This is a genomic window from Phormidesmis priestleyi BC1401 (genome assembly GCF_001650195.1).
In the GTDB taxonomy this organism is placed as follows: domain Bacteria; phylum Cyanobacteriota; class Cyanobacteriia; order Leptolyngbyales; family Leptolyngbyaceae; genus Phormidesmis_A; species Phormidesmis_A priestleyi_B.
The window spans coordinates 64,842-84,743 of the sequence record NZ_LXYR01000012.1 but is presented as its reverse complement, the minus strand read 5'-3'; the positions used below and the strand labels follow the sequence as shown (position 1 = coordinate 84,743).

The following is a 19,902-nucleotide window of genomic DNA, read 5'->3' as shown; positions in this document are numbered from 1 at the left end:
TGCGAGTATGAACCGCCCTCCTCACGAAGCCTATTGTGTACACACAAGTCGGTTGATCGGTCATTGCTGAGATCCTCGCCCCCTGAATCCCCCAATCTGGGGGACTTTGAACCCGGAATTTTAGCTTGAAGTCCCCCAGATTGGGGGATTTTTAGGTCTTAAATCCCATGTCTCGGAGTCCTTGTTTGAGTCGATCGCCCTCTGGTGATCCGGCTTTTTCATAGAGCGAGATCGCCTGTCCGAATGCCGCTAAACTTTCTCTTACGCTGCCCACTTTTAAGAGAACAACCCCTAGATTTTGATGAGCTTCGGCGTAATTGGGTTGTAGGTCGATCGCGGTTTGATAATGCCCGATCGCGGCTCCAAACTGTCCGAGGGCTTTTAAGGTGATGCCGAGATTGTTGTGCGCGATCGCCAGCGTTGAATCGATTTCTAATGCCTGCTCATACAATGTTTTTGCACCGATTAAATCGCCTTTTTCTTTGAGCAAATTGCCCCAATTATTGATGGCACCTAATTTAAGTTTAGGCAAAATAGATTGCTGAAGTGCCGCTTGATAATGGTGCTCTGCCTGAGTGGGATTCTGTTCTCCATAGACGCAGCCCAGGTGATAATGCAGTTCATACAAAATTGGTGCATCAATCTGAGAACGGTTCTGAATCGATTGCAGTCCCCGTTCTAGTAACTGTAATCCTTGCATAGTTGCTCCCATGTCAATATACAGTGCACCTAGCTTACTGCACACATAAGGATCGGTGGGATGATCTGCTAGAAAGCCTTCCATGATGGTGCGGGCTTTGGTGAATTTGTCACGGGCAGCGATCGTGCTTGCCTGATAGCCATAATGCAAAATCGCGACATCGGGCAAATATCCGATTTGCCAGTCGGGTTCGCGCTGCAAAAGTGCCTCAACGCTGTCGTCTATCATTGCGTGATAGGGGCGAGTGAAGTGAATCTCGCGATGGCGACGAAACAGCCGAGACACCATTGAGTAGGGCGACTGAGCGGCTCCGACTTCTTGACGCACGAGATTGATTAAAAGATGGTGCGGACTGTCGATCGCCTGCTGAAGCGAGGGGATAATTTCGGGCACCAATACTTCGTCGGCATCTAACACTAAAACCCAGTCACCCTGCACGTATTGGAGCACTTCATTTCGAGCGACTGAGAAATCGTTGCACCAGTCAAACGAGTAGACGCGGGCATTGAACGATCGAGCGATCGCGATCGTGCCATCGGTCGATCCGGTATCTAAAACAATCATTTCGTCAACAATATCGCGTACACTGGCGAGACATTTTGGCAACGCTGTCTCTTCGTTTTTAACAATGATGCAGAAACTGAGTGTAGACATGACTTGACGCGACGAATGATGCTCTTTCAAGATACAGGCATTCGATCGGACTTTCTAGCAAAGCATTCGCGATACAATATATAACTACTTCTGCAAAGTGGTTTGATCGGAGCGGCTCTGCTCGCCCTGTTTGATTTCTCGTTCTAGGAAGTAGTTTAGAAGCGTTCTGAGCAGCACGATCGCGCCCAGATTTACAATGTCTTTGCGAGTCGGTGCAACAGCGGTGCGAAGAATGTCACTGGCGACGGCGAATTCTAACCCCAATGCTAACGATCGCCCCAACTGCAAGCGAATCACTTCGGTAAAGTCGATATGCCGTCTTCGCATGAAGAGTTGCCGAATGTAGGTGAAGATTCCACGAACCACAGCGACTCCGATCACAAACGCTACCGCGATTTCTGTACCAACGGCTAAATAGCCGACGATTAACTTCAGCCAGTCTTCTAAAGGGGTGCTTGCTGGAGCTTCTCCGCTACCCTGACCACCATTGAGACTGAGCAGGAGCACAAAACCAATGATCAATGCCAGGGGCAATAGAAGACTGACTATAGATTCCTGTAATGACTCGCGTTTCATTTGTTTAGTTAAAGATTTACTCTGACAAAGAGTAGTGACTTTCTGTAGACACAGCCGTCTGCCTGAAGTTTGAACCACTCTTTTTTTATAATGCGTGTCCATAAACATTTTTGAGCAGCGAAACGATTTGGCTCAGGTTAAGTCATAATCTGGCTTAATAGACCTCCTGCATGAATCCGAGAACGCCCCCCAAATCTCCCATTCTGGGGGCACAAGCTGACCTCAACGGAGCGAGATCTGAGAGGGTTTACATTGAGAAGTCTGTTCATGCGGGAGGTCTAATGTTTCTACAACAGGGTTGGCGATGGCTTCTTTTTGGCGAAATACTCGGTTTTGGCGATTTGCAGGACAAGCGATCTCCGTCGTCTTAATCGTGGCTGCTCTCGGATTTTTGGGCAATAATCTCTTTGGCAATCTCCGACAACTGGGCATTCAATTTGGGTTCAATTTTCTCAAATCGCAAGCCGGGTTCACGATCGGAGATATTCCCTTTGCTTACAAACCGTCTGATAGCTATAATCTGGCTCTGCTGGTGGGGTTGCTCAACTCGCTGCGCGTGATTAGTGTAGGAATTATTCTGGCAACGGCGATCGGAGTCACAGCAGGCATTGCGCGGCTCTCAGATAATTGGCTGCTGAGAAAATTAGCGATCGTCTATGTCGAGGGGTTGCGAAATGCGCCGTTGCTATTGCAGCTTTTCTTTTGGTATTTTGCAGTATTTTTGGGTTTGCCCAGTCCAGAAAATGCTGTTTCGTTCGGGTTTATCAGCTTTAGCAATCGTGGAATCGGGCTATTGGGGCTACAGCTTTCACCCGAATTTTCGGCATTGTTAGCAGGGTTGACGATTTACACCGGAACCTTTATTGCAGAGATTGTACGGGGTGGCATTCAGTCGGTTCCTAGAGGACAGTGGGAAGCGGCTCGATCGCTTGGACTCAAACCCGGACTACTGATGCGATTGGTGATATTTCCGCAAGCGCTGCGGGCAATCCTTCCGCCGTTATCAAATCAATATTTGAACTTAGCAAAAAATTCGAGTTTAGCGATCGCGGTTGGTTATCCTGACCTGTATGCGATCGCGTCTACAACGTTTAATCAAACAGGTCGCGCCGTTGAAGTCATGATTCTCATCTGTGCAACTTATCTGACGATTTGCCTTGTGATTTCCCTATTGATGAATGTATATAATCGCTCAGTGCAGTTGGTGGAACGATGAATGCAAAATCCAAAACTCCGATCGCGTGGCTACAAAGAAATCTGTTTAACACTTGGTATAACAGTTTGTGGACGATCGTTTGTTTCGCTCTTTTGAGTTGGATTGCTTACGGAGTCGGAAATTGGGCATTTAATAAAGCCCAGTGGGAAGTCGTCACGTCAAACTTGCCGCTGTTTTTTGTCGGACGATATCCTGCCGATCAGGTGTGGCGACTGTGGTTAGTATTGGTAATTGTGGTGGGCACGATCGCAACTGGAATTCTCAACCGAAAACGCAGATTTTTGTTTATTTTGATTCCTGTCTGTGTATTGTCAATTCTATGGTTAATCGGAGGCGGATTTTTCCTCACGACCGTTGGGACTAACTTATGGAATGGATTACTTCTGACGTTGTTAGCCGCGAGTATTAGTATTGTTCTGGCGTTCCCGATTGGAATCTTATTGGCGTTGGGGCGACAAAGTTCGCTGCCGATTTTAAGAGGCTTTTGCACCATCTATGTTGAATTAGTTCGCGGATTGCCCCTGATTGGAATTTTATTTATGGCGCAAGTAATGCTGCCGTTGGTGTTGCCGAGTCAAATTCAACTCGATCGCGTGGTGAGAGCGATCGCCGGGTTAGTGCTTTTTAACGCTGCCTATTTAGCAGAAAACGTTCGCGGTGGACTGCAGTCGATTCCACGTGGACAAGTCGAAGCGGCGAAAGCATTGGGATTAAATACGTCGTTATCTCTATTGTTAATCGTGTTGCCGCAGGCGTTAAGAACGTCGATTCCAGCGATTGTCGGTCAATTTATTTCGCTATTCAAAGATACGTCGCTGCTCTCATTGTTTGCGCTGGTTGAATTGACGGGCATTACTCGTTCTATTCTCGCGCAGCCTGAATATCTGGGACGCTATGCAGAAGTCTACTTATTTATTGGTCTAATTTATTGGGTGTTTTGTTACACCATGTCACAGGTGAGCCGTAAACTAGAGCGAAAAAGTATCTAGTCTGCGGCTTTCGTCGAACGCAGTTATTCTAATAATGAATGCTCGATCGCTAAAATTCCTCTCTTTCCCCACTATGTCAATGCTAATTGCTGAAAATGTTCACAAATGGTACGGCAAATTTCAGGTGTTGCGGGGCGTAAGCTTAACCGTCAGCCCCGGCGAAGTCGTCGTGATTATGGGTCCGTCCGGCTCTGGGAAATCGACGTTTATTCGCACGTTTAATGCACTAGAAGACTATCAGCAGGGACGCATCATCATCGACGGCACCGAGCTATCGGCTGACCTGCGAAACATTGACACCATTCGGCAAGAAGTGGGCATGGTGTTTCAGCAGTTCAATTTATTTCCACATTTGACGGTGCTGCAAAATGTGACTCTTGCCCCGACCTATGTTCGCAAGTGGAGTAAGGCAAAGGCTGAAGAAGTGGCGCTGCAACTGTTGGAGCGAGTCGGCATTCTTGAACAGGCGCAAAAATTTCCTGGGCAGCTATCGGGTGGGCAACAGCAGCGAGTCGCGATCGCCCGCGCTCTGGCAATGCAGCCCAAAATCATGCTGTTTGATGAACCGACTTCTGCCCTCGATCCCGAAATGGTGCGCGAAGTGCTAGATGTGATGCGCTCACTTGCCGAATCGGGTATGACCATGATTGTCGTCACGCATGAAGTAGGGTTTGCGCGAGAAGTTGCCGATCGCATCATTCTGATGGATGAAGGCTTACTCGTTGAATCGGCAAGTCCGATCGAGTTTTTTCAACACCCCAAAGAAGAACGCACCCGAAAGTTTCTCTCACAAATTCTCTGATACCTTTAACCACGATTGTGTTTTGTAACATTTCGTTATAGCCTTTACAAGGTATTACCAAGGCTCACATTTCGTAACCTAAATTTCGTTAGTACAACCATGAAAATTTCTGCTCTAGTGAAAACGTTAAGTCTTGCTGGATTTCTGAGCCTGGGCGCGTTAGTGAGCTTTCCGGCAGTCACAAAGTCTGCTGATATGCCGATGACGTATCCGATGCCGATGACTAAGCCTGCTCCTTCCCTCAAGCCTGTCTCTCGTCCTGCTCCGATGGCGGCTAAGAAAACGATCGTCCAAATTGCAGCCATAAACGGGTCATTTAAGACACTAACAGCGGCTCTCAAAGCGGCAGGTCTGACCGAAACGCTCTCCGGTCCCGGACCCTTCACCGTATTTGCTCCGACTGATGCGGCGTTTGCAGCACTGCCCAAAGGCACCGTCGAGAAACTTCTGCTGCCCCAAAATAAAGCCATGCTAGTCAAAATCTTGACCTACCATGTGGTTGCGGGTGATGTCTTGTCTACCAATCTCAAAACCGGAAAAGTCAAAACGGTTGAAGGTAGCTCAGTGAAAGTCAAGGTGAGTGCTATGGGTGTCATGGTAAACAACGCAAAGGTTGTCAAAGCAGACATCAAAGCCAGCAATGGGGTCATTCACGTAATCGATAAAGTACTTATGCCATCGGCAAAAACTAAGTAGATTCTCACGATCGAGTCACCATAATGGCAAAGCATCCAGCAAACAATTTTTGCAACATCGCGGAAAATATAGACTGAATGCTTTGCCTAATGTGACGAAGATTTGCTGCGTATTCGTTTAGCCTGTTGTCCGTCGAATGTGATCTAGAATGCGCTGTTTGCGTTCTATCGATCGCGGCGATGAGTCTTTACCAAAGTCTCCGACACTGCGAGCGATATGCTCCATGATTCTTTTCTTACGATCGTCTGCGTTCGCCATGATCAACCTGAATTAAGGAAAGTATCTGTACTACCTCAATCTTAACGACATTACAGACGGGAGGTTCCGAGATATCCAGTAAACCCGTTGAGGCTGCGTTCGATTTTGATCGAGGAGCCATCTTTTCTGTGAACGTAGGTGACGTTAGCCAGATCAAGCGACAGACAGCTTGCTATTAGCCTGTTTAACGAAACCGTTTGAAACGCCACGATCGCGCATTCACTCAACTGTTTTTTAGTAACCGCGATCGGAACTCCTGAACAGTCAAATGTGCCGATACAGATCGAACTCTCGGTTTTATCGTCGGTCATGGCACAACTATAGAATTTTGTGAACACCCTATGCCCACGAGACCATCAGAACTCAAGACAAGCTGAACTTTGGGCGTTGCTGAATGCAGATAATGCCCTCTTCCCCAGCCCTTCTCCCCAAGGAGAAGGGAGTTAGAACTCTTGTCCCCTCTCCTTTTGGGAGAGGGCTAGGGTGAGGGTAAAACCTGTGTTTCCTAGATCGATTCAGCAACGCCGAACTTTCTATCGAAATGGCGGCGAGAGCAGTAACCCTCCCTTAGTCGAAAGATTATTTTGTCCGCGTGGCAGATTTAACTTGGTCTTAGCACCGAGGTTACGATCGTAGATCTCACCATAGTTTCCAACCTGCTGAATGATTCGCACTGCAAAGTCATTCGTTACTCCCATTCCCTTCCCTAAGTCCCCTTCCGCACCCAGAAATCGCTTCACCGTCGGGTCGGGGCTGTTTACCTGCTGAGTCACATTTTGAGAAGTCACGCCTAATTCTTCAGCTTTGATCAACGTAAACACTGTCCATCTCACTAGATTACTCCAGGCAGCGTCACCATCGGCGACGGCAGGCGCTAAAGGCTCTTCGGATAGGGGTTCTTCTAAAATGATGTGATCGTCGGGTTTGGGCAACGTCGTGCGGCGAGACACGAGCTGAGAGCGATCGGCAGTGACTCCTTCACAGCGTCCTTCTGCGTAAGTGCCAAACGTCGTATTCACATCCTCAAACACGACGGGCGTATAGAGAATGCCTCGCTTCCGCATTTGATCGGTCAAGTTTTGCTCGGTCGTCGTTCCAGTCTGAATGCAGATTGATTTGCCCTGGAGATCCGCCAGGGTTTTGATGTTGCTCGCTTTTCTTACCATGATGCCTTGACCGTCATAAAAGACGACGGGCGCAAACTCCAATCCCACTGAGGTGTCGCGGCTCATCGTCCAAGTGGTGTTGCGGCTGAGAACATCGACTTCCCCGGTTTGTACGGCTGTAAACCTCTCTTTGGCGTTGAGGTTGCGATACTCCACGGCGTTAGCGTCGTTAAATAAGGCAGCAGCAAGTGCGCGACACACATCGACATCCAGCCCTGAATATTTGCCGTCTTTGCCGACAAAGCTAAATCCGGGCAGTTCTCCGCTCACGCCACACACAAGTTTTCCTCGACTGAGAACGGTGGCTAATCGCCCTTTCGGTGCGGTTCCGCCGCTTTGAGTCGTGGGAGTGTCACTGCAAGCGGTTAAGGCTAAAACGAGCAGAGCGACGAGGAACCGGGAACGTATCATAGAAGTTTGGTGAAAAAGACAGGTAGCGGGGTCATTGTAGTCTTTTCACGGGGTCTTTTGACAGAACGATCGAGCAGCCTTTATCGCGATCGACTCGCTTCGGGCTGTCGTTCAAACCCTGCCACTTCTCCCAGCGTATAGAGCGGACGGTTTTTCACTTCCTCATAAATCCGTCCAATATACTCGCCGAGAATGCCGATGCTCACAAGCTGCACGGCACCCAGAAAGAAAATCGCCACAATGATCGTGGCAAGTCCGGTGACGGGAGAGTGGGGCACAAAAATCCGCCAGTAGAGCACCAAGACTGCCATCACCAGCGCTACCACGGCTGCAAATAAGCCCACATAGGTCGAGATGCGGAGCGGCACGATAGAAAACGACACCAACCCGTTGACCGCCAGCCCAAACGATTTGCTGAAGGTGTATTTCACCTCGCCCGCAAATCGCGGATCTCGCTCAAACTTAATCGAAGTCTGCTGAAAGCCCACCCACGATCGTAGCCCCCGAATATAGCGATTTCTCTCTGGCATGGCGTTGAGCAAATCTACGACTTGGCGATCTAACAAACAAAAGTCGCCCGTGTCTATTGGAATCTCAACATCCGCCAGATTCTTCAACAAACGGTAAAACGTGTAGGCGGTAAACCGCTTGAACCAGCCCTCTTTTCGGCGCTGCGTTCGTTGAGCGTAGACCACCTGATAGCCCTGGTTCCATTTCTCAATCATTGCCGGAATCAGTTCGGGTGGGTCTTGCAAATCGGCATCTAAAATCACAATCACGCGACCCCGTGCAAAGTTTAAGCCTGCCGTCACTGCAATCTGATGCCCAAAATTACGAGCCAAACTCAAATAGCAAACCCGTGAATCTTCCTGGTGTAGCTCTCGGATCAGAGACAGCGATCGGTCGTGACTGCCATCATTGATCAACACTAATTCGGCTGGGGCATCCAATCGATTCATCACCAAACTGACCCGACGATAAAGCTCATGAAGGGTGGCTTCTTCGTTGTAGATCGGAACAATCAGCGAGTAGGTTGGCAACATCGGTTAGGCACCAAAATTTGTACAGAAAAGGGGAGATCGCAAGATATGTAAAATTATCACATCTTAGCGATCGCCCCTAAATTTCACCAGTCTTTTGCTTGAAAAGAATTTAGTGCGCTAGATCCAAAGCACGTTTTGCCAGTGCTTCAGCCGTGATGCCGTTGACTGCCATCAGTTCACCTGCGCTTGCTGTGGTTTCGCCCCGCTTCCACGAGAAGGTATCGCGCTTGGCAGTGCTTCGCAGCATGATCGGCTCCAGCATCCCACTGGCTCCCCCGGTGACTCCAATCAGCACATCGCCGCCAAACATCGCCTCAAACTTGGCATCGTCAAGAAACTCGCCGTCTGGCTCTGAGCAAAGCTCCCAGGCGACATCATGGGCGCGATAGAGACGACGCGGATTCACAACCGAAACGACGCGCACAGATAATCCTTCCGCTTCGAGATGCGCTGCCGCTTCGAGGACGGGAATCAAGATCATGTCACCGACGGCGGCAAACACTACGGTTTTGGCATTTGGACTCTCAGCGCTCGGCATTTCTTTGAGGACGATCGCCCCATCTTTTAATGCCTGTCCCGTCTGCTCAAACGTTGTGTGAATCGGGAGTGGCGACTTACTCGACGTGATCACAATGCCCTTATTCTTTGTCGTCAGCCCCCAGTCATAGCAAACCTGGATGCTGTTTGCGTCGGGTGGAAACAGCGGAAAGACATTGCCATTTCGCATCATCGCCGCAAAATACGCCTCGATTTCAGGACGTTGGTGAGTCCAGCCGTTGCGCCCCTGCTCTAACGCTCCTGCCGTAAACAGCGTCATCGTCGAGGGAGTCGGACGGCGCAATTCTGCCATTGCCTGAGTCACCGTTTGCCAAATCGGTAAGCCATTGATCGCAAACGATTCATAAGAGCACCAGAGCGATCGAGAACCCATCAGCGCTAATCCGGCTGCCAACCCTGCACAGGCATCTTCGCTGAGCGGCTCATAGACTTGTCCGTTGGGCGATTGGTTGTAGAGCGCGTCTTCAACGGGGTGAATGATTCGCAATGCCTGATTGATGTTGGCAATCCCGGAGGCTTCGTTGCCGTCTGCATTGGTGACGGTGAAGGCACGATCGACCTGTCCGACATAGCCAACTAGCTTACCCATTGCCGTCGTCGAGACTTTGGGATCTCCGCCCACGGTGAATTCTTCTAGAGGCAACTGACCCAAATCGGGCAAGGGCAACACCAATTCAGTCACCGCCGTTTTGCTCGCAGGTCCGCCGCCTGCCCGTTCGCAGTTGGTTCGCACCAGTTCCCAGGCTGCGGGAGTGAGAGCACGAGCTTTTAGCGCGGCAATAATATCGGCGTTATCGAGGGTGTGTTGAGCATAGAGGTTGTGAGATTTTGCGCCTCTCGCGTGCATTCCGGCACCTTTAAGCTGCTTGATGATAAAGACCGTCAGCTTTCTTCCCAGAGCAGACTGGGCAGCGCCATCGATCGCAGTCAGCACCGACTTTGTAAACTGAAGCCGCTGCTCAAACGAGAACGCCGTGCTGTCTACATAATCTCCGGGCTGATTTTGGTCGTCAAAGTCTTTGGCATCGACCATCACCACTTCCTCAAAGCCGTTGCCCTTCCAGTAGGCAATCATCTGCTCATTCGATTTGGTAGACACCATGCTGTGATGCTCTTGCGAGAAGCCATTCCACACCAGCACAGGCAAAAAGTTAGTCACCTTGGGGTAGGCAGTATGGAAGTGCGCGATCGCGCTGACAATATACGGTTCGCCTAATCCTCCATCGCCGACTGTGAAGGGAAACAGCGTATCGCGATGCAGAGTCGCGGCTGCCATCGCAAAGTGTTGCCCCTGCCCCAAGGGACCTGCGGGAGCCAAGATCCCAGGAATCAAGCCAGAGAGGTGTCCCAATAACCCATGCTTTTCGCGGAAGCGATCGCGCAACTGCTGCACAGTCTGAATGCCCATATCTTCGAGCGATCGGTCTAAAAACATCGCGCTATAGAATCCAGGAGCGTGATGTCCGACTTCGGTGAGAATATTTTTGTGACCCAACATTACCAGCGCGGCATAGGCTTCGGCTTGACTGGCAAACCCGCCGGGGTGCCCAGATGCCTTACTCGCGGTCACTTGCAGGATCAGATAGCGCAACGCATCTGCCGTCAGCATAGTCTGATAGGCTGCGGTCAGGTCGTCAGGGTCAGCGATCGCGAGTTTGCTGGAAGCGATCGCAGGGCTTTTCCCATATTGATCAAAACCGGGGAGCGAGTCACCAAAGTGTTGAATGCCTTCACAAAACGCAGGCGCGGCGGACTGGGGGGTTGGGGTTACTGCGGTCATGCTGGTGATACCTAGTGCGATGAGCGAGGGTTTAACTCCTACTCATAGTACACAGCCACCTGACCAAAAAGAAAACAGGCTTCCAATGGAAGAGATTTGGAAAAGTCATCTAACGTTTCTGCTCACCGGACGCTAGCAACTTTTCGGACTCAATGAAAAGACTCTATACGATCGGTGTGCAACGGGATTGTTAGATATCTGGCACTAACGGCAAACGGCGAATACGGCTCGGCTCAACCGTAATCGCTGATCCTTGTTCTAAATCCTCCTTGCATTCAGCGATTACTGTCAACAAAAGATTTGTGAGCGCCGGGGCACGTAATCTTTCAATCCGAATGCGAATAACCGAAGAAGCGATCGCTACATCAAGTGCCAGCAGTGTATGAAAATCTGCGTCAAGCGTAGCAACGATACGCCCGTCATTTCTGGCTCTCTGAATGATGTCTGCATCTTCAGCTTCAGACATCCTGCTTTCACCAACATGGATAGTATCGATACCTGCATCACATAACAACGCTGCCGCAGAGAGTGGCAATCCTTAATCAAGCAACAGTTTCATAGCGATTAGGAAGCTCAATGATGCGATCGTCCAAATAGGAAGAGGCAAAGATTAGGGCTTGTCGGATATCTTCATCCTCTAGCTCTGGAAACTCTTGATGTAATTCTTCTCGATTAGGAGTAAGTTGCGAGTAGCTCAATCACCCGACGAACCGTAAAGCGAAGATTACGAATGCAGGGTTGCCCATTCATCCGTTTTGGGTTGCTCGTAATACGATCGAGTCTCATTAGAGTAATTCCAACGTTTCATTATTATTTTAGCCTTCAACGAGGATAAGCCATGCCTGCAATACAAGCTCCACCTATCTATCCATTCTCCATCATCATATAAACCGTCTCCCATGCTATCTTTGCGCCCGCAACTAGAGCAAGTCAGTAAAGTCTGCTGCGAGGATTTTTGCTTTTGCTCAGAGTAAGAAGTGGAAGGATGACGCAGTGTAGGAGGAACTGCAAACTTGCCACAATTTGAACACCACTGCCCCCCATCATATTCAATTGTCTGCGTAGTTTGACACTTGGGACATAGATTGGACATAGTAGCTCACTTATTTCTGCACGACTACTTAACAGAGTTACCATTTTTACAAGATGTCTAACCTTCCCAATCACCCTCAACAGATAACCTCTCGGCGATCGGGTGCATTGGGGGAGTTAGACCGCGCTGCGAAGGACTCCTTAAGGTAATGCTGTAATTGCTACCAATCCGCCAGCAACAGCCTGGATTTTTAACTCATAGCCTTCTAGTAGACCCATCCCAACTAATGGATCTGCCTCTGACTCATTGATTTCAACTGATCTAACCTGACCATCCCAAACCACTAAAGCTTCATAAACGTTAAACGTGCACATACTTCCATCGCCTAGCACACCTTCTTGCTGCATATACCAGGTTAGATCTAGAGTTGTGATGACAGCAGATGGCAAAGTTAGAAAGCCTGTGTATCCAGTGTCAATCACTGCTTTAATTCCCTGATTTTGCTGATTTTCACCGAGTACGGCTAACTGTACGATCGCCTCTCGGTTGACATTCACGTTTCCAAGAATCATGCGGATGTCGTGGGAGAGCGAAAACCGAACCGATGGACGGCACGATGCCCGATCCGAATTCCAAAGATTTGAGCTTCAGGAAGGCGCTTCAACAATTGCTTGGCAGCACTAAGACTATCATCAGCCACTTCAAAGGCTCCGGTTTCAATGTCGATCGCCACAATCTTGCCATGATTGCCTTCTTCGACTTGTTGACGCACCTGAGATTCATAAATCTCATCGCCCCGTCGAGCAAATTCTTCTTTGCTGTACCGGGGTTGTCGAACTGTCATAGGCTTGCCCTCGTTTCAATCGTTGCCCTCTCATTTTAATCTAGGAGATTGCACCCACGATCGCAGTTCCAACCGAGATCGAGTTTTTGGACAGTCCTGTGGGGGAAAGAGATGCTGGGTTTCCTTTTGTCAACCCAGCTTACGGCGATGAACGATCTCATTACGCTCCATACTTGATTCCCAGACGACCGACGATTCTGATTCATTCGTTTAGGATTATGAATTCACTAACCTGTCACCCTAACGGCTTGGAGTTGAGCAGACGGAGATCACCTTTGCATCATAACCGAGATCTTGATACCGTCCGCTGCACCAGGGTTGTTATGCACTTCTCAGCGCCTACTGTTCAGGAACAGGGAAAAAGCCATAGCGACCCTCATTAGGGTTCTTGGTGAAGGTTGTTGAAGTAATCCTGCCTGTTATGTTATTGGGTGGATGTTCATTTTCAATGATGATTATTTGGCTATCGCTACAATTATCAGCAAGATATTCATAGAATCGAAACTTGAGATCCGATCCTTCTAAAATCACTCTATCTTCTGACGCTTCCGGTTTCCAGTATGCCAAAAGAGGGGAATCTAGTACAACAAAACCTGGATGTGATAGATTTCTCTCCTTGCAAAATTCCATAAGTCCGATAGTCATAGCTGCATGAGTAATAGCTCTCAGACCTTTTCCTCTGCTAGTACGAGGTTGTCCACCTATCACGATATCTTTAAGTGCCTCATCGAAATGCAATCGATTTGATCCAGGAAAGTCCCATGCTTGAAGTAGATGCTGAACTTTTTGAGCAAAGTCATCAAGCACTGATGATGAAAGATCAATTTGTGGGCTAACGGAATTTACTGGTTCGTCAGCTTCAATGCGAAGAGTAGATCTTTTCTCTTGTAGTTGTCCAATTCTATTGAATGAATCAATCACACGTTGAATTTCACTTGAATGCCTAATAATCTCACTAAAGTTATTTTGAGCTTCTCTTAGTGGGGATGCTATTTCTTGTATTTCCTGGTTAAGCCCCTGAAATTCAGGGTCAAGCTCCTCCTTTTGAATGATTAATCCCTCAGCCTCATTTCTAAGATCTGATGCTGTTTGATCGAGTTCCAAAGAAAGCTTTTCCACCTTGGCAATTTCAGCAGTTGCAGCATGAACGACACTTTCAACATCACCATCACAGACTTCGTCTTGATGCTGCTCATCAGGGAGGGCACCACACATAGGACAGGGTGTTCTCTCTAAATGGACAAAAAGAGACCCTGATTCCTCAATCGCTGCAAGGCGCTCAAGGTCAATCTGGTAATGGTCTTTGAGGAGTTCAAACCGCGATAGGAGACTAGAGATTTCATTGATCCGATCAGATAATCTCTCTATCTGTCGCATAACCTCATAGCGACGTTCTATTTTTTCATCTAACTCGCGTTGTCTTCGATTCAGAATTTCTTGCTGAACCTCAGCTTGTGTCTGTAGTTGCAATAATTGCTCTTCGGCTTCAGTACGATTAATTCCAATTTCACTAAGCTCGGCTTGTAATTCATTGAGTAACTCATCAATAAATTCAACTTTAGCATTGTTACTTTTCCGAGTATTTACAAGCTCAGCTTGCATTTCAGCTTGAGCAACTAATGCACTATCATCCACACCAGTGAGCATTAACTTGAATACTGAATAATCTTTTGTCTTTTCAGTGTTCTGCCCAGATAATAGAGGAGATAATTCTTTCGTTATGTCACTTTCCTTAACTAGAATTAGTCTAGCAAGATTCCGAAAGCTAAGACTATTTGTAATTCCCTGTTGATTTTTTTGCACATACTTCCCTGCAAGTCCGATTAAGGACAGTAAGTAAGTTGAAAGTGTGCTGGGATTTCCATGCTCATGTTTCTGGTTAAGAATAGTACCTGATTCTATATCAGGCTCACCAGTAAGCCAATTTCCTTCAAATTTACGAAAGTTGCCCCCGCTTGTACTCCTTTCGAGGGTAAAAGTCTCGCCGTGTAATGATTCCAGCGTTAGCCTTTCTCGGTCATATCCAACTCGTTCAGGAATATCTCTCAGAGGTCCCTTAGCACCAAGGAGAAAATCAATCGCCTCTACAATAAATGACTTTCCTGTATCCGAAGCTCCACATACTACATTCAAGCCACCTTGAAATTCCAACGAAGAAGGCTCTTTGTATGGACTAATGAACGAAAGACCTCTCAATTGAAGGGGATTCCAAGTCATATTCTACCCCTCCCCGCTCTCTCGAATGGCTGGAATTGCATAGACCATGCCTGAAAGAATTGCCGCTCCACCGTTTTTAATTCTGCAGGAGTTGACTCACCAAAGGTTTCAGTTACCCATTCTGCTCGTTCTTTGAGTTTCGAGATATATCGAGAACTTAGCATTGAAAGGAATGCACCAGCAGTGTCAGTAACAACGTAGTGAAAACCATTTGATTCAGACAACCGATTTACAAGTCCACGGCTCATCATCAAAAAGAGTCCGCGCTCAATTAATTCACGCCGCACGGTTAGTTCACCTGAGCGCATTGGAAGGGGAGCATGTAAACTTTCTGGACCTTCAACATCACCTGAATGTACAGTTAAGTAGTCAAAAAAGACAAGATATTGGAGGTCAAGTGACCGAGGAAAGATTGCGGTCAAGATAGCAAGCGATCTAATTCCAGTCTCAAGTGGAGTATTAAATGGAGATGTCATGTTATGCCTCCTTACTTGTAGGAACCCAAAGTAGACGATCTTCGTTCGCAAGCTGATGACAGATACCTTGTTGATCCTGTACCTTAACTACACTTCTAAGTGGGTTTGATGCTGGTGCAATAGTAGCAGCTTGAGCAACAGTTGCTCTCATACGAGCTAATCCGTCTCCATGACTACCATCGCAGATATCGATAACACCGTGGAAAATTTCATCCTGCAAGTTCTCGAATGTACCATCAGGAACAGTATCACGAGCAAAATTGCGTAGAGATTCTGCATGATAGAAGCGTTCTCGTTGCCTTAAGAAATCACGGCTCAGTTGTGAAGATAGTTCTGAAACAGAATTTACAGCTTTCCCCAAACTATCGCCATAAGCATTAAATATCTGCTGAATATAGCGACTTTCTGCCACCTCATGCTCTTCTGGAGGAATTAGAACCTCTGGTCTTGGAGGTAAACCGCCACCAAACCTAACCGAATGAAAAGGCGTTTTTGAGTGTCCATCAATAAGCTCTACAACTGACTTAGTGGAAAAGATCGAGAAATCGAACTCTTCAAACCAACTAAGCAGATCACCCTCTAATGGAATACTAGATGTTTCTGTAATTCCGTTTTTACAAGAGCTTTCCCAATTATTTTTAGCTTCTTCTTTTAGTCTATCTGGTGCTTCAATTAGCTTCCCTAGTTTTGTACCTATGTCACGAGATGCAATGAAATAATACTTGCGTGGGGACGAATATTCTCCCTTGTAGGAGTAGTAAATGATTTTCCCAATTTCGACCCATATATCGCTGGGACGCAGAGGGTGATCGTAGTGTTTGCACTGATAATTATCCCACCCACCTTCCCATCCTCTATCACTAATAAAACCAGCCACATCTACTCCTTGATCCCCAGACCCGGTGTGACGCGCAACCCGAACGTACAAATCCTTTAAAGAACTTGCCCACTCTTGTGTAAACGATTCCCACTCTGCTGGCGAGAAGGTAGTAACACGAATTGGCTTAGGTATCGGAATACCAGTCGAGACATGCTCTGCTGATGGACATGATACAGGTGCCCCTGGAGATATTGGCTTCATGTCCTCGTCTGCAATCAAGCGTCTATGACCTTTGTATTTTTTAACTTGCTTAATTCTACTTTGGCTGGGGCAGTAAAAATTTCAATAATCAGGAAATTGGGCTTGGTGCATAGCATAGGTGAGCTGCAACCGCAAGCGGTTGCAGCTCACTTACGAAGAATGCAAATTCGGTTGTTGGCTCCAACGCTAGTTAGATCGTAGCGTCACGAAAATTTTAGCATACAGTACAAGTGAACTAAATGGCGCTGTCGATCTAACAACTTACTATATCGAATTTTTTCTTAGTAATGTCTACATTCAAGCATTATCGAGAAAATTTTCTTGTGATATCGCCGCTATGGGATGTTATCCAAAACTTTTCCGTGAATTCTCAGAGCATTTTTAGCGAAAAGCTATGTGATATTTGCTACACGAATGTCTTATTGAAATACGAATGTCTACCTCGCCCAAACTGTTTGAGCGCCTCAACTGCACCTGCGAAAATTAAGACGTTAAAGATTCCAAAAAACTAAAAACTCCTGTAGAATACATCGCAGTGATGAAGTTGTGCCCCGAAGCCTGATTTACGAGATCAGACTCCGAGGACTTCCATCCCTAGTTAATATGAGTAACTCAGGAGGCGTTCATGATTGTACACCGTCAGCTTTGCTATGGGATCTTGAAAGGCTGGAATCAAGATCCTGCATATCTTTTCTATCCCTACGGAATGCCTGAGAAATCAGCATTCTTGTCCTCTTTGAACTAACCGAGAGGACAAAATAATATGGGAGTTAGGACGATCGTTCCTGGCTCGATTTCGTTCACTGTTGAGTTGCGTTGCTCAACCGAAAAACGTTATCGAGTTAGTGTTACTTTGGATTTGCAAGAGCGTTACATCTTCCTTTCGTCTGGCATTCTCCCGAATGTTAGCGATGAGATTGAAGAGTTTGTGTCACAACTGAGTGAGATTGCATCCAATCAACTGGCATTGTTCAAGTGGGATGGTACGAGTGACTTGATGACTGAATATCAAATCGTTCGAGTGTTGCCCGGTTATCAAATTGAACGTTCTTTAGTGAAGTTCAACATTGCGATCGGCAATGGTTCACTGATTCAAGTGGAGGAATTGCACGACAAAACCACCATTCAACTATAAAAAGTCCGGGAGTCGTTGATTATCTCTTTTAGGAGCGGCTCCCTGATTGCAGTTTGGCGAGTGTGAGTGACACCTGCCTGTAGTGACCGTCGTGGATGAACAACCCAATTGAAGGCAGTGCATTGCCATTGGTGCAAGACTTTAACTTCAATAGAAGCAGCAAAGCCTTTAGCAACCCTAACTTCCGCTTGAACGAAAGTCACGATCGCTTGAACAGAAGTCACAACTGCTTCAGCAAAACTAACCTCCGCTTGAATGAAAGTCACGATCGCTTGAACAGAAGTCACAACTGCTTCAGCAAAACTAACTTCCGCTTGAACGAAAGTCACGATCGCTCTTAGGTTGGCAACTGTACTTTATAGCAGCGCCACAGCAGAGGATAGAAGTTGTAGAATTCGCTAGACCTATCGGGATTAAGCTCGTGCAAAGACATTAGCAAGCGTATCTAAAGCTTAAGGTTGGCGACTGGTTTTGACGAGGCTTTGCCATGTCTGTGCAAAAAATCCCACCTGATTTAATCCACGTCTCTTCAGATTGTTCGAGTGTTGTCGGGATATCAAGTTGAACGATCGTTCGTGAAGTTCAATATTGTCCTGGGCACTGATTCACTCATTCAACTGGAGGAATTGCACGACAAGACTACGATTCAACTCTAGGATGTTAGGGAGTCGAGAATTGCCTGGGTGACGTTCCTGACCTAGCTGGTTCATACGATTCCCTAATGCCGAATAAAACAGCAATAGGTTGGTCAGTTAGCATTTGTAAGTCGATCGCTGAGCGAATCGGTCGATCGTATCAGGGTCATTCCCGCAGCCGCAAATCGCTGAAACGCTTCGTCTGCCTGTTCTGTAAAGTCAATCACACCGGGAACGACTACCGGAGAGGTGCAATCTTCGAGCAGATAAATCTTCTTCGCCAATTTAGGATCTTTATCCAGAATCTCGGTTAACAGGTCGTCGATCGTCCAGGCGACACAGTGACTTTTTGCTTGACCTGCAATGATCACCGCATCAAAATCGAGCAGTTTTTGAATTAAGGGACTGTTCTTTTGGGCGATCGCTGATCCATCGATTCCATCCATCACTTCAGGGCGCAGAACCGAATAGTTTTCTGTTAACGGGTTATCGCCTTTGATTTGAAAGTTGGTTTGACTGCTGCGCGCAATGCAGTGAAAAAACATCGCTTCCTCAACTGCCGACACAAGGGCGTGTCCGATGCCGCCCAACATTGAGTGATATGCCCAAACCGTGAGCGGATATTTGCCATTCTCGGTCAGTGTGCGAGTGTAGTGCAGAGCATGAGATTGCAGCGTCTGATAATCGCCGTTTGCGACACTATAAGCAACCGCCGGGTTGACCTTCCACACGCCAGTTTGTACATCTTCTAACCGAATCATCGTCGCAGTCGGAATCGGATGCTCACCCCGTTCATTCACCCAAAAAATTGGATGGAAAATCTGCATTGCCGTGTGCGTGTCCATTGTCGGCGCAATTTCGGTAATCAGTCCCAAATTGCGGTAGATAAACTCGCAGAGACGCTGGTCATCGTCGATCGCGCCCCTGCCCGATCGTCCTCCCACAAATAACTCAAAGTCTGGAATGCAAAACGTGTTTTGAACGTCGATCGCTAATAGGCAAACCCGCACCCGATCGTCAGACGCGGGACGAATACTTTGCTGCGTTGCCCAGGCTTCAGCGTCGATCGCTCTCTGCTGATAAGGAACCCGCCACACGTCGCCCACTCGATCGGGGTCAAAAAAAGACGGAATCGGCAGTTGTGACACGACTGGAATATTCATTGCGTGGCTTGTTCGATTAAAAGGACTGCCTAATCGTCTAACTCTGGATCAGCCTCAAAGCGAGTGATATCGTCTTCTCCTAAATACTCCCCGTTCTGAATCTCGATCATCACCAAAGGAATCACCCCCGGATTTTCAACCCGATGAGGCGTACAAGTCGGCACGTAGGTAGACTGCTTTTGCACCAGCGTTTTTTCTTCACCATCACACAGCACTTTTGCAGTTCCTGAAACCACCACCCAATGTTCACTGCGGTGATAGTGCATTTGAGTGCTGATGTGATGTCCGGGCTTTAGCTCAATGCGGTTAATGCGATAGCGTTTGCCTTCTTCGAGTAGGGTCACGGTGCCCCAATAGCGAGTGCGCGTGATTTCGGCATCTGAAGGCAACGACTGAAGCGCGATCGATTCGTTCACGTCCTGGCTCATCGATTTTCTCTTAAAGAACTCCTATCTCTATCATGCAAGAT

At 47.6% G+C, this 19,902-nt stretch carries 23 protein-coding genes; 5 read left to right on the top strand and 18 right to left on the bottom strand.

Going from position 1 to position 19,902, the window contains the following annotated elements:
- Window positions 1-151 precede the first annotated feature (151 nt).
- Window positions 152-1,354, bottom strand: coding sequence for a glycosyltransferase (locus A8707_RS09080; RefSeq protein ID WP_068816486.1), 1,203 nt, complete (start codon window positions 1,352-1,354; stop codon window positions 152-154).
- A gap of 84 nt (window positions 1,355-1,438) precedes the next feature.
- Window positions 1,439-1,930: a DUF1622 domain-containing protein gene (locus tag A8707_RS09075; protein ID WP_068816485.1), complete on the bottom strand. Its 492-nt coding sequence runs from the start codon at window positions 1,928-1,930 to the stop codon at window positions 1,439-1,441.
- Window positions 1,931-2,234: 304 nt separating this feature from the next.
- Here A8707_RS09075 and A8707_RS09070 point away from each other — a divergent pair, with 304 nt between their 5' ends.
- From A8707_RS09070 to A8707_RS09055, 4 genes are all read left to right on the top strand, one after another.
- Entirely contained in the window at window positions 2,235-3,146 is a 912-nt protein-coding gene (locus A8707_RS09070; RefSeq protein WP_068816484.1) for an amino acid ABC transporter permease, read from the top strand.
- Window positions 3,143-4,135, top strand: a complete 993-nt coding sequence (locus A8707_RS09065; RefSeq protein ID WP_068816483.1) for an amino acid ABC transporter permease — start codon at window positions 3,143-3,145, stop codon at window positions 4,133-4,135. The genes A8707_RS09070 and A8707_RS09065 overlap by 4 nt, the downstream gene beginning before the upstream one ends.
- Window positions 4,136-4,208: 73 nt before the next feature.
- Window positions 4,209-4,937 carry an amino acid ABC transporter ATP-binding protein gene (locus tag A8707_RS09060; protein ID WP_068816482.1) on the top strand — a complete coding sequence of 243 codons (729 nt, stop codon included), beginning with the start codon at window positions 4,209-4,211 and terminating at the stop codon, window positions 4,935-4,937.
- A 99-nt stretch (window positions 4,938-5,036) separates the two neighbouring features.
- Window positions 5,037-5,633, top strand: coding sequence for a fasciclin domain-containing protein (locus A8707_RS09055; RefSeq protein ID WP_068816481.1), 597 nt, complete (start codon window positions 5,037-5,039; stop codon window positions 5,631-5,633).
- A gap of 117 nt (window positions 5,634-5,750) precedes the next feature.
- Here A8707_RS09055 and A8707_RS29005 read toward each other — a convergent pair whose 3' ends face one another.
- The 13 genes from A8707_RS29005 to A8707_RS09000 all read right to left on the bottom strand — a co-directional run bounded on the left by A8707_RS29005 (window position 5,751) and on the right by A8707_RS09000 (window position 16,500).
- On the bottom strand, window positions 5,751-5,891 hold the full coding sequence (locus A8707_RS29005) for a hypothetical protein (protein ID WP_197484702.1): 141 nt from the start codon (window positions 5,889-5,891) through the stop codon (window positions 5,751-5,753).
- Window positions 5,892-5,941: 50 nt separating this feature from the next.
- Window positions 5,942-6,202 (bottom strand): hypothetical protein, encoded by a 261-nt coding sequence (locus tag A8707_RS09050; RefSeq protein ID WP_068816480.1) that lies wholly within the window; start codon window positions 6,200-6,202, stop codon window positions 5,942-5,944.
- A 222-nt stretch (window positions 6,203-6,424) separates the two neighbouring features.
- Window positions 6,425-7,468 carry an amino acid ABC transporter substrate-binding protein gene (locus A8707_RS09045; RefSeq protein WP_068816479.1) on the bottom strand — a complete coding sequence of 348 codons (1,044 nt, stop codon included), beginning with the start codon at window positions 7,466-7,468 and terminating at the stop codon, window positions 6,425-6,427.
- 80 nt (window positions 7,469-7,548) lie between these two features.
- Complete coding sequence (locus A8707_RS09040) at window positions 7,549-8,511, bottom strand: glycosyltransferase family 2 protein (RefSeq protein WP_068816478.1); 963 nt, start codon at window positions 8,509-8,511, stop codon at window positions 7,549-7,551.
- A gap of 109 nt (window positions 8,512-8,620) precedes the next feature.
- A complete protein-coding gene (locus tag A8707_RS09035; protein WP_068816477.1) occupies window positions 8,621-10,849 on the bottom strand; it encodes a phosphoketolase family protein in 2,229 nt (742 codons plus the stop codon).
- A gap of 190 nt (window positions 10,850-11,039) precedes the next feature.
- Complete coding sequence (locus A8707_RS09030; protein WP_269452697.1) at window positions 11,040-11,384, bottom strand: DUF5615 family PIN-like protein; 345 nt, start codon at window positions 11,382-11,384, stop codon at window positions 11,040-11,042.
- 7 nt (window positions 11,385-11,391) lie between these two features.
- Window positions 11,392-11,547, bottom strand: a complete 156-nt coding sequence (locus tag A8707_RS29625; RefSeq protein ID WP_231947993.1) for a DUF433 domain-containing protein — start codon at window positions 11,545-11,547, stop codon at window positions 11,392-11,394.
- Window positions 11,522-11,635, bottom strand: coding sequence for a DUF433 domain-containing protein (locus tag A8707_RS29620; RefSeq protein ID WP_231947992.1), 114 nt, complete (start codon window positions 11,633-11,635; stop codon window positions 11,522-11,524). Before A8707_RS29620 ends, A8707_RS29625 begins: the two co-directional genes overlap by 26 nt.
- Window positions 11,636-12,082: 447 nt before the next feature.
- A complete protein-coding gene (locus tag A8707_RS09020; RefSeq protein WP_068816476.1) occupies window positions 12,083-12,454 on the bottom strand; it encodes a clan AA aspartic protease in 372 nt (123 codons plus the stop codon).
- Entirely contained in the window at window positions 12,451-12,726 is a 276-nt protein-coding gene (locus A8707_RS09015) for a hypothetical protein (RefSeq protein WP_068816475.1), read from the bottom strand. Before A8707_RS09015 ends, A8707_RS09020 begins: the two co-directional genes overlap by 4 nt.
- 339 nt (window positions 12,727-13,065) lie before the next feature.
- Window positions 13,066-14,943: a hypothetical protein gene (locus A8707_RS09010; RefSeq protein WP_068816474.1), complete on the bottom strand. Its 1,878-nt coding sequence runs from the start codon at window positions 14,941-14,943 to the stop codon at window positions 13,066-13,068.
- Entirely contained in the window at window positions 14,940-15,419 is a 480-nt protein-coding gene (locus tag A8707_RS09005) for an ABC-three component system middle component 2 (protein WP_068816473.1), read from the bottom strand. Before A8707_RS09005 ends, A8707_RS09010 begins: the two co-directional genes overlap by 4 nt.
- Before the next feature lies 1 nt (window position 15,420).
- Entirely contained in the window at window positions 15,421-16,500 is a 1,080-nt protein-coding gene (locus A8707_RS09000; RefSeq protein WP_231947991.1) for an ABC-three component system protein, read from the bottom strand.
- A gap of 763 nt (window positions 16,501-17,263) precedes the next feature.
- Here A8707_RS09000 and A8707_RS08995 point away from each other — a divergent pair.
- On the top strand, window positions 17,264-17,635 hold the full coding sequence (locus A8707_RS08995; RefSeq protein WP_068816471.1) for a hypothetical protein: 372 nt from the start codon (window positions 17,264-17,266) through the stop codon (window positions 17,633-17,635).
- On the opposite strand, the gene A8707_RS08990 is transcribed toward A8707_RS08995, so the two are convergent.
- The 3 genes from A8707_RS08990 to A8707_RS08980 form a co-directional block, all read right to left on the bottom strand.
- On the bottom strand, window positions 17,626-17,964 hold the full coding sequence (locus tag A8707_RS08990; RefSeq protein WP_068816470.1) for a hypothetical protein: 339 nt from the start codon (window positions 17,962-17,964) through the stop codon (window positions 17,626-17,628). The two genes, A8707_RS08995 and A8707_RS08990, sit on opposite strands and share 10 nt — an antisense overlap.
- A 419-nt stretch (window positions 17,965-18,383) precedes the next feature.
- Window positions 18,384-19,433: a cysteine hydrolase family protein gene (locus A8707_RS08985; protein WP_068816469.1), complete on the bottom strand. Its 1,050-nt coding sequence runs from the start codon at window positions 19,431-19,433 to the stop codon at window positions 18,384-18,386.
- Window positions 19,434-19,462: 29 nt separating this feature from the next.
- Window positions 19,463-19,861, bottom strand: coding sequence for a phosphomannose isomerase type II C-terminal cupin domain (locus A8707_RS08980; protein WP_068816468.1), 399 nt, complete (start codon window positions 19,859-19,861; stop codon window positions 19,463-19,465).
- Window positions 19,862-19,902 lie beyond the last annotated feature (41 nt).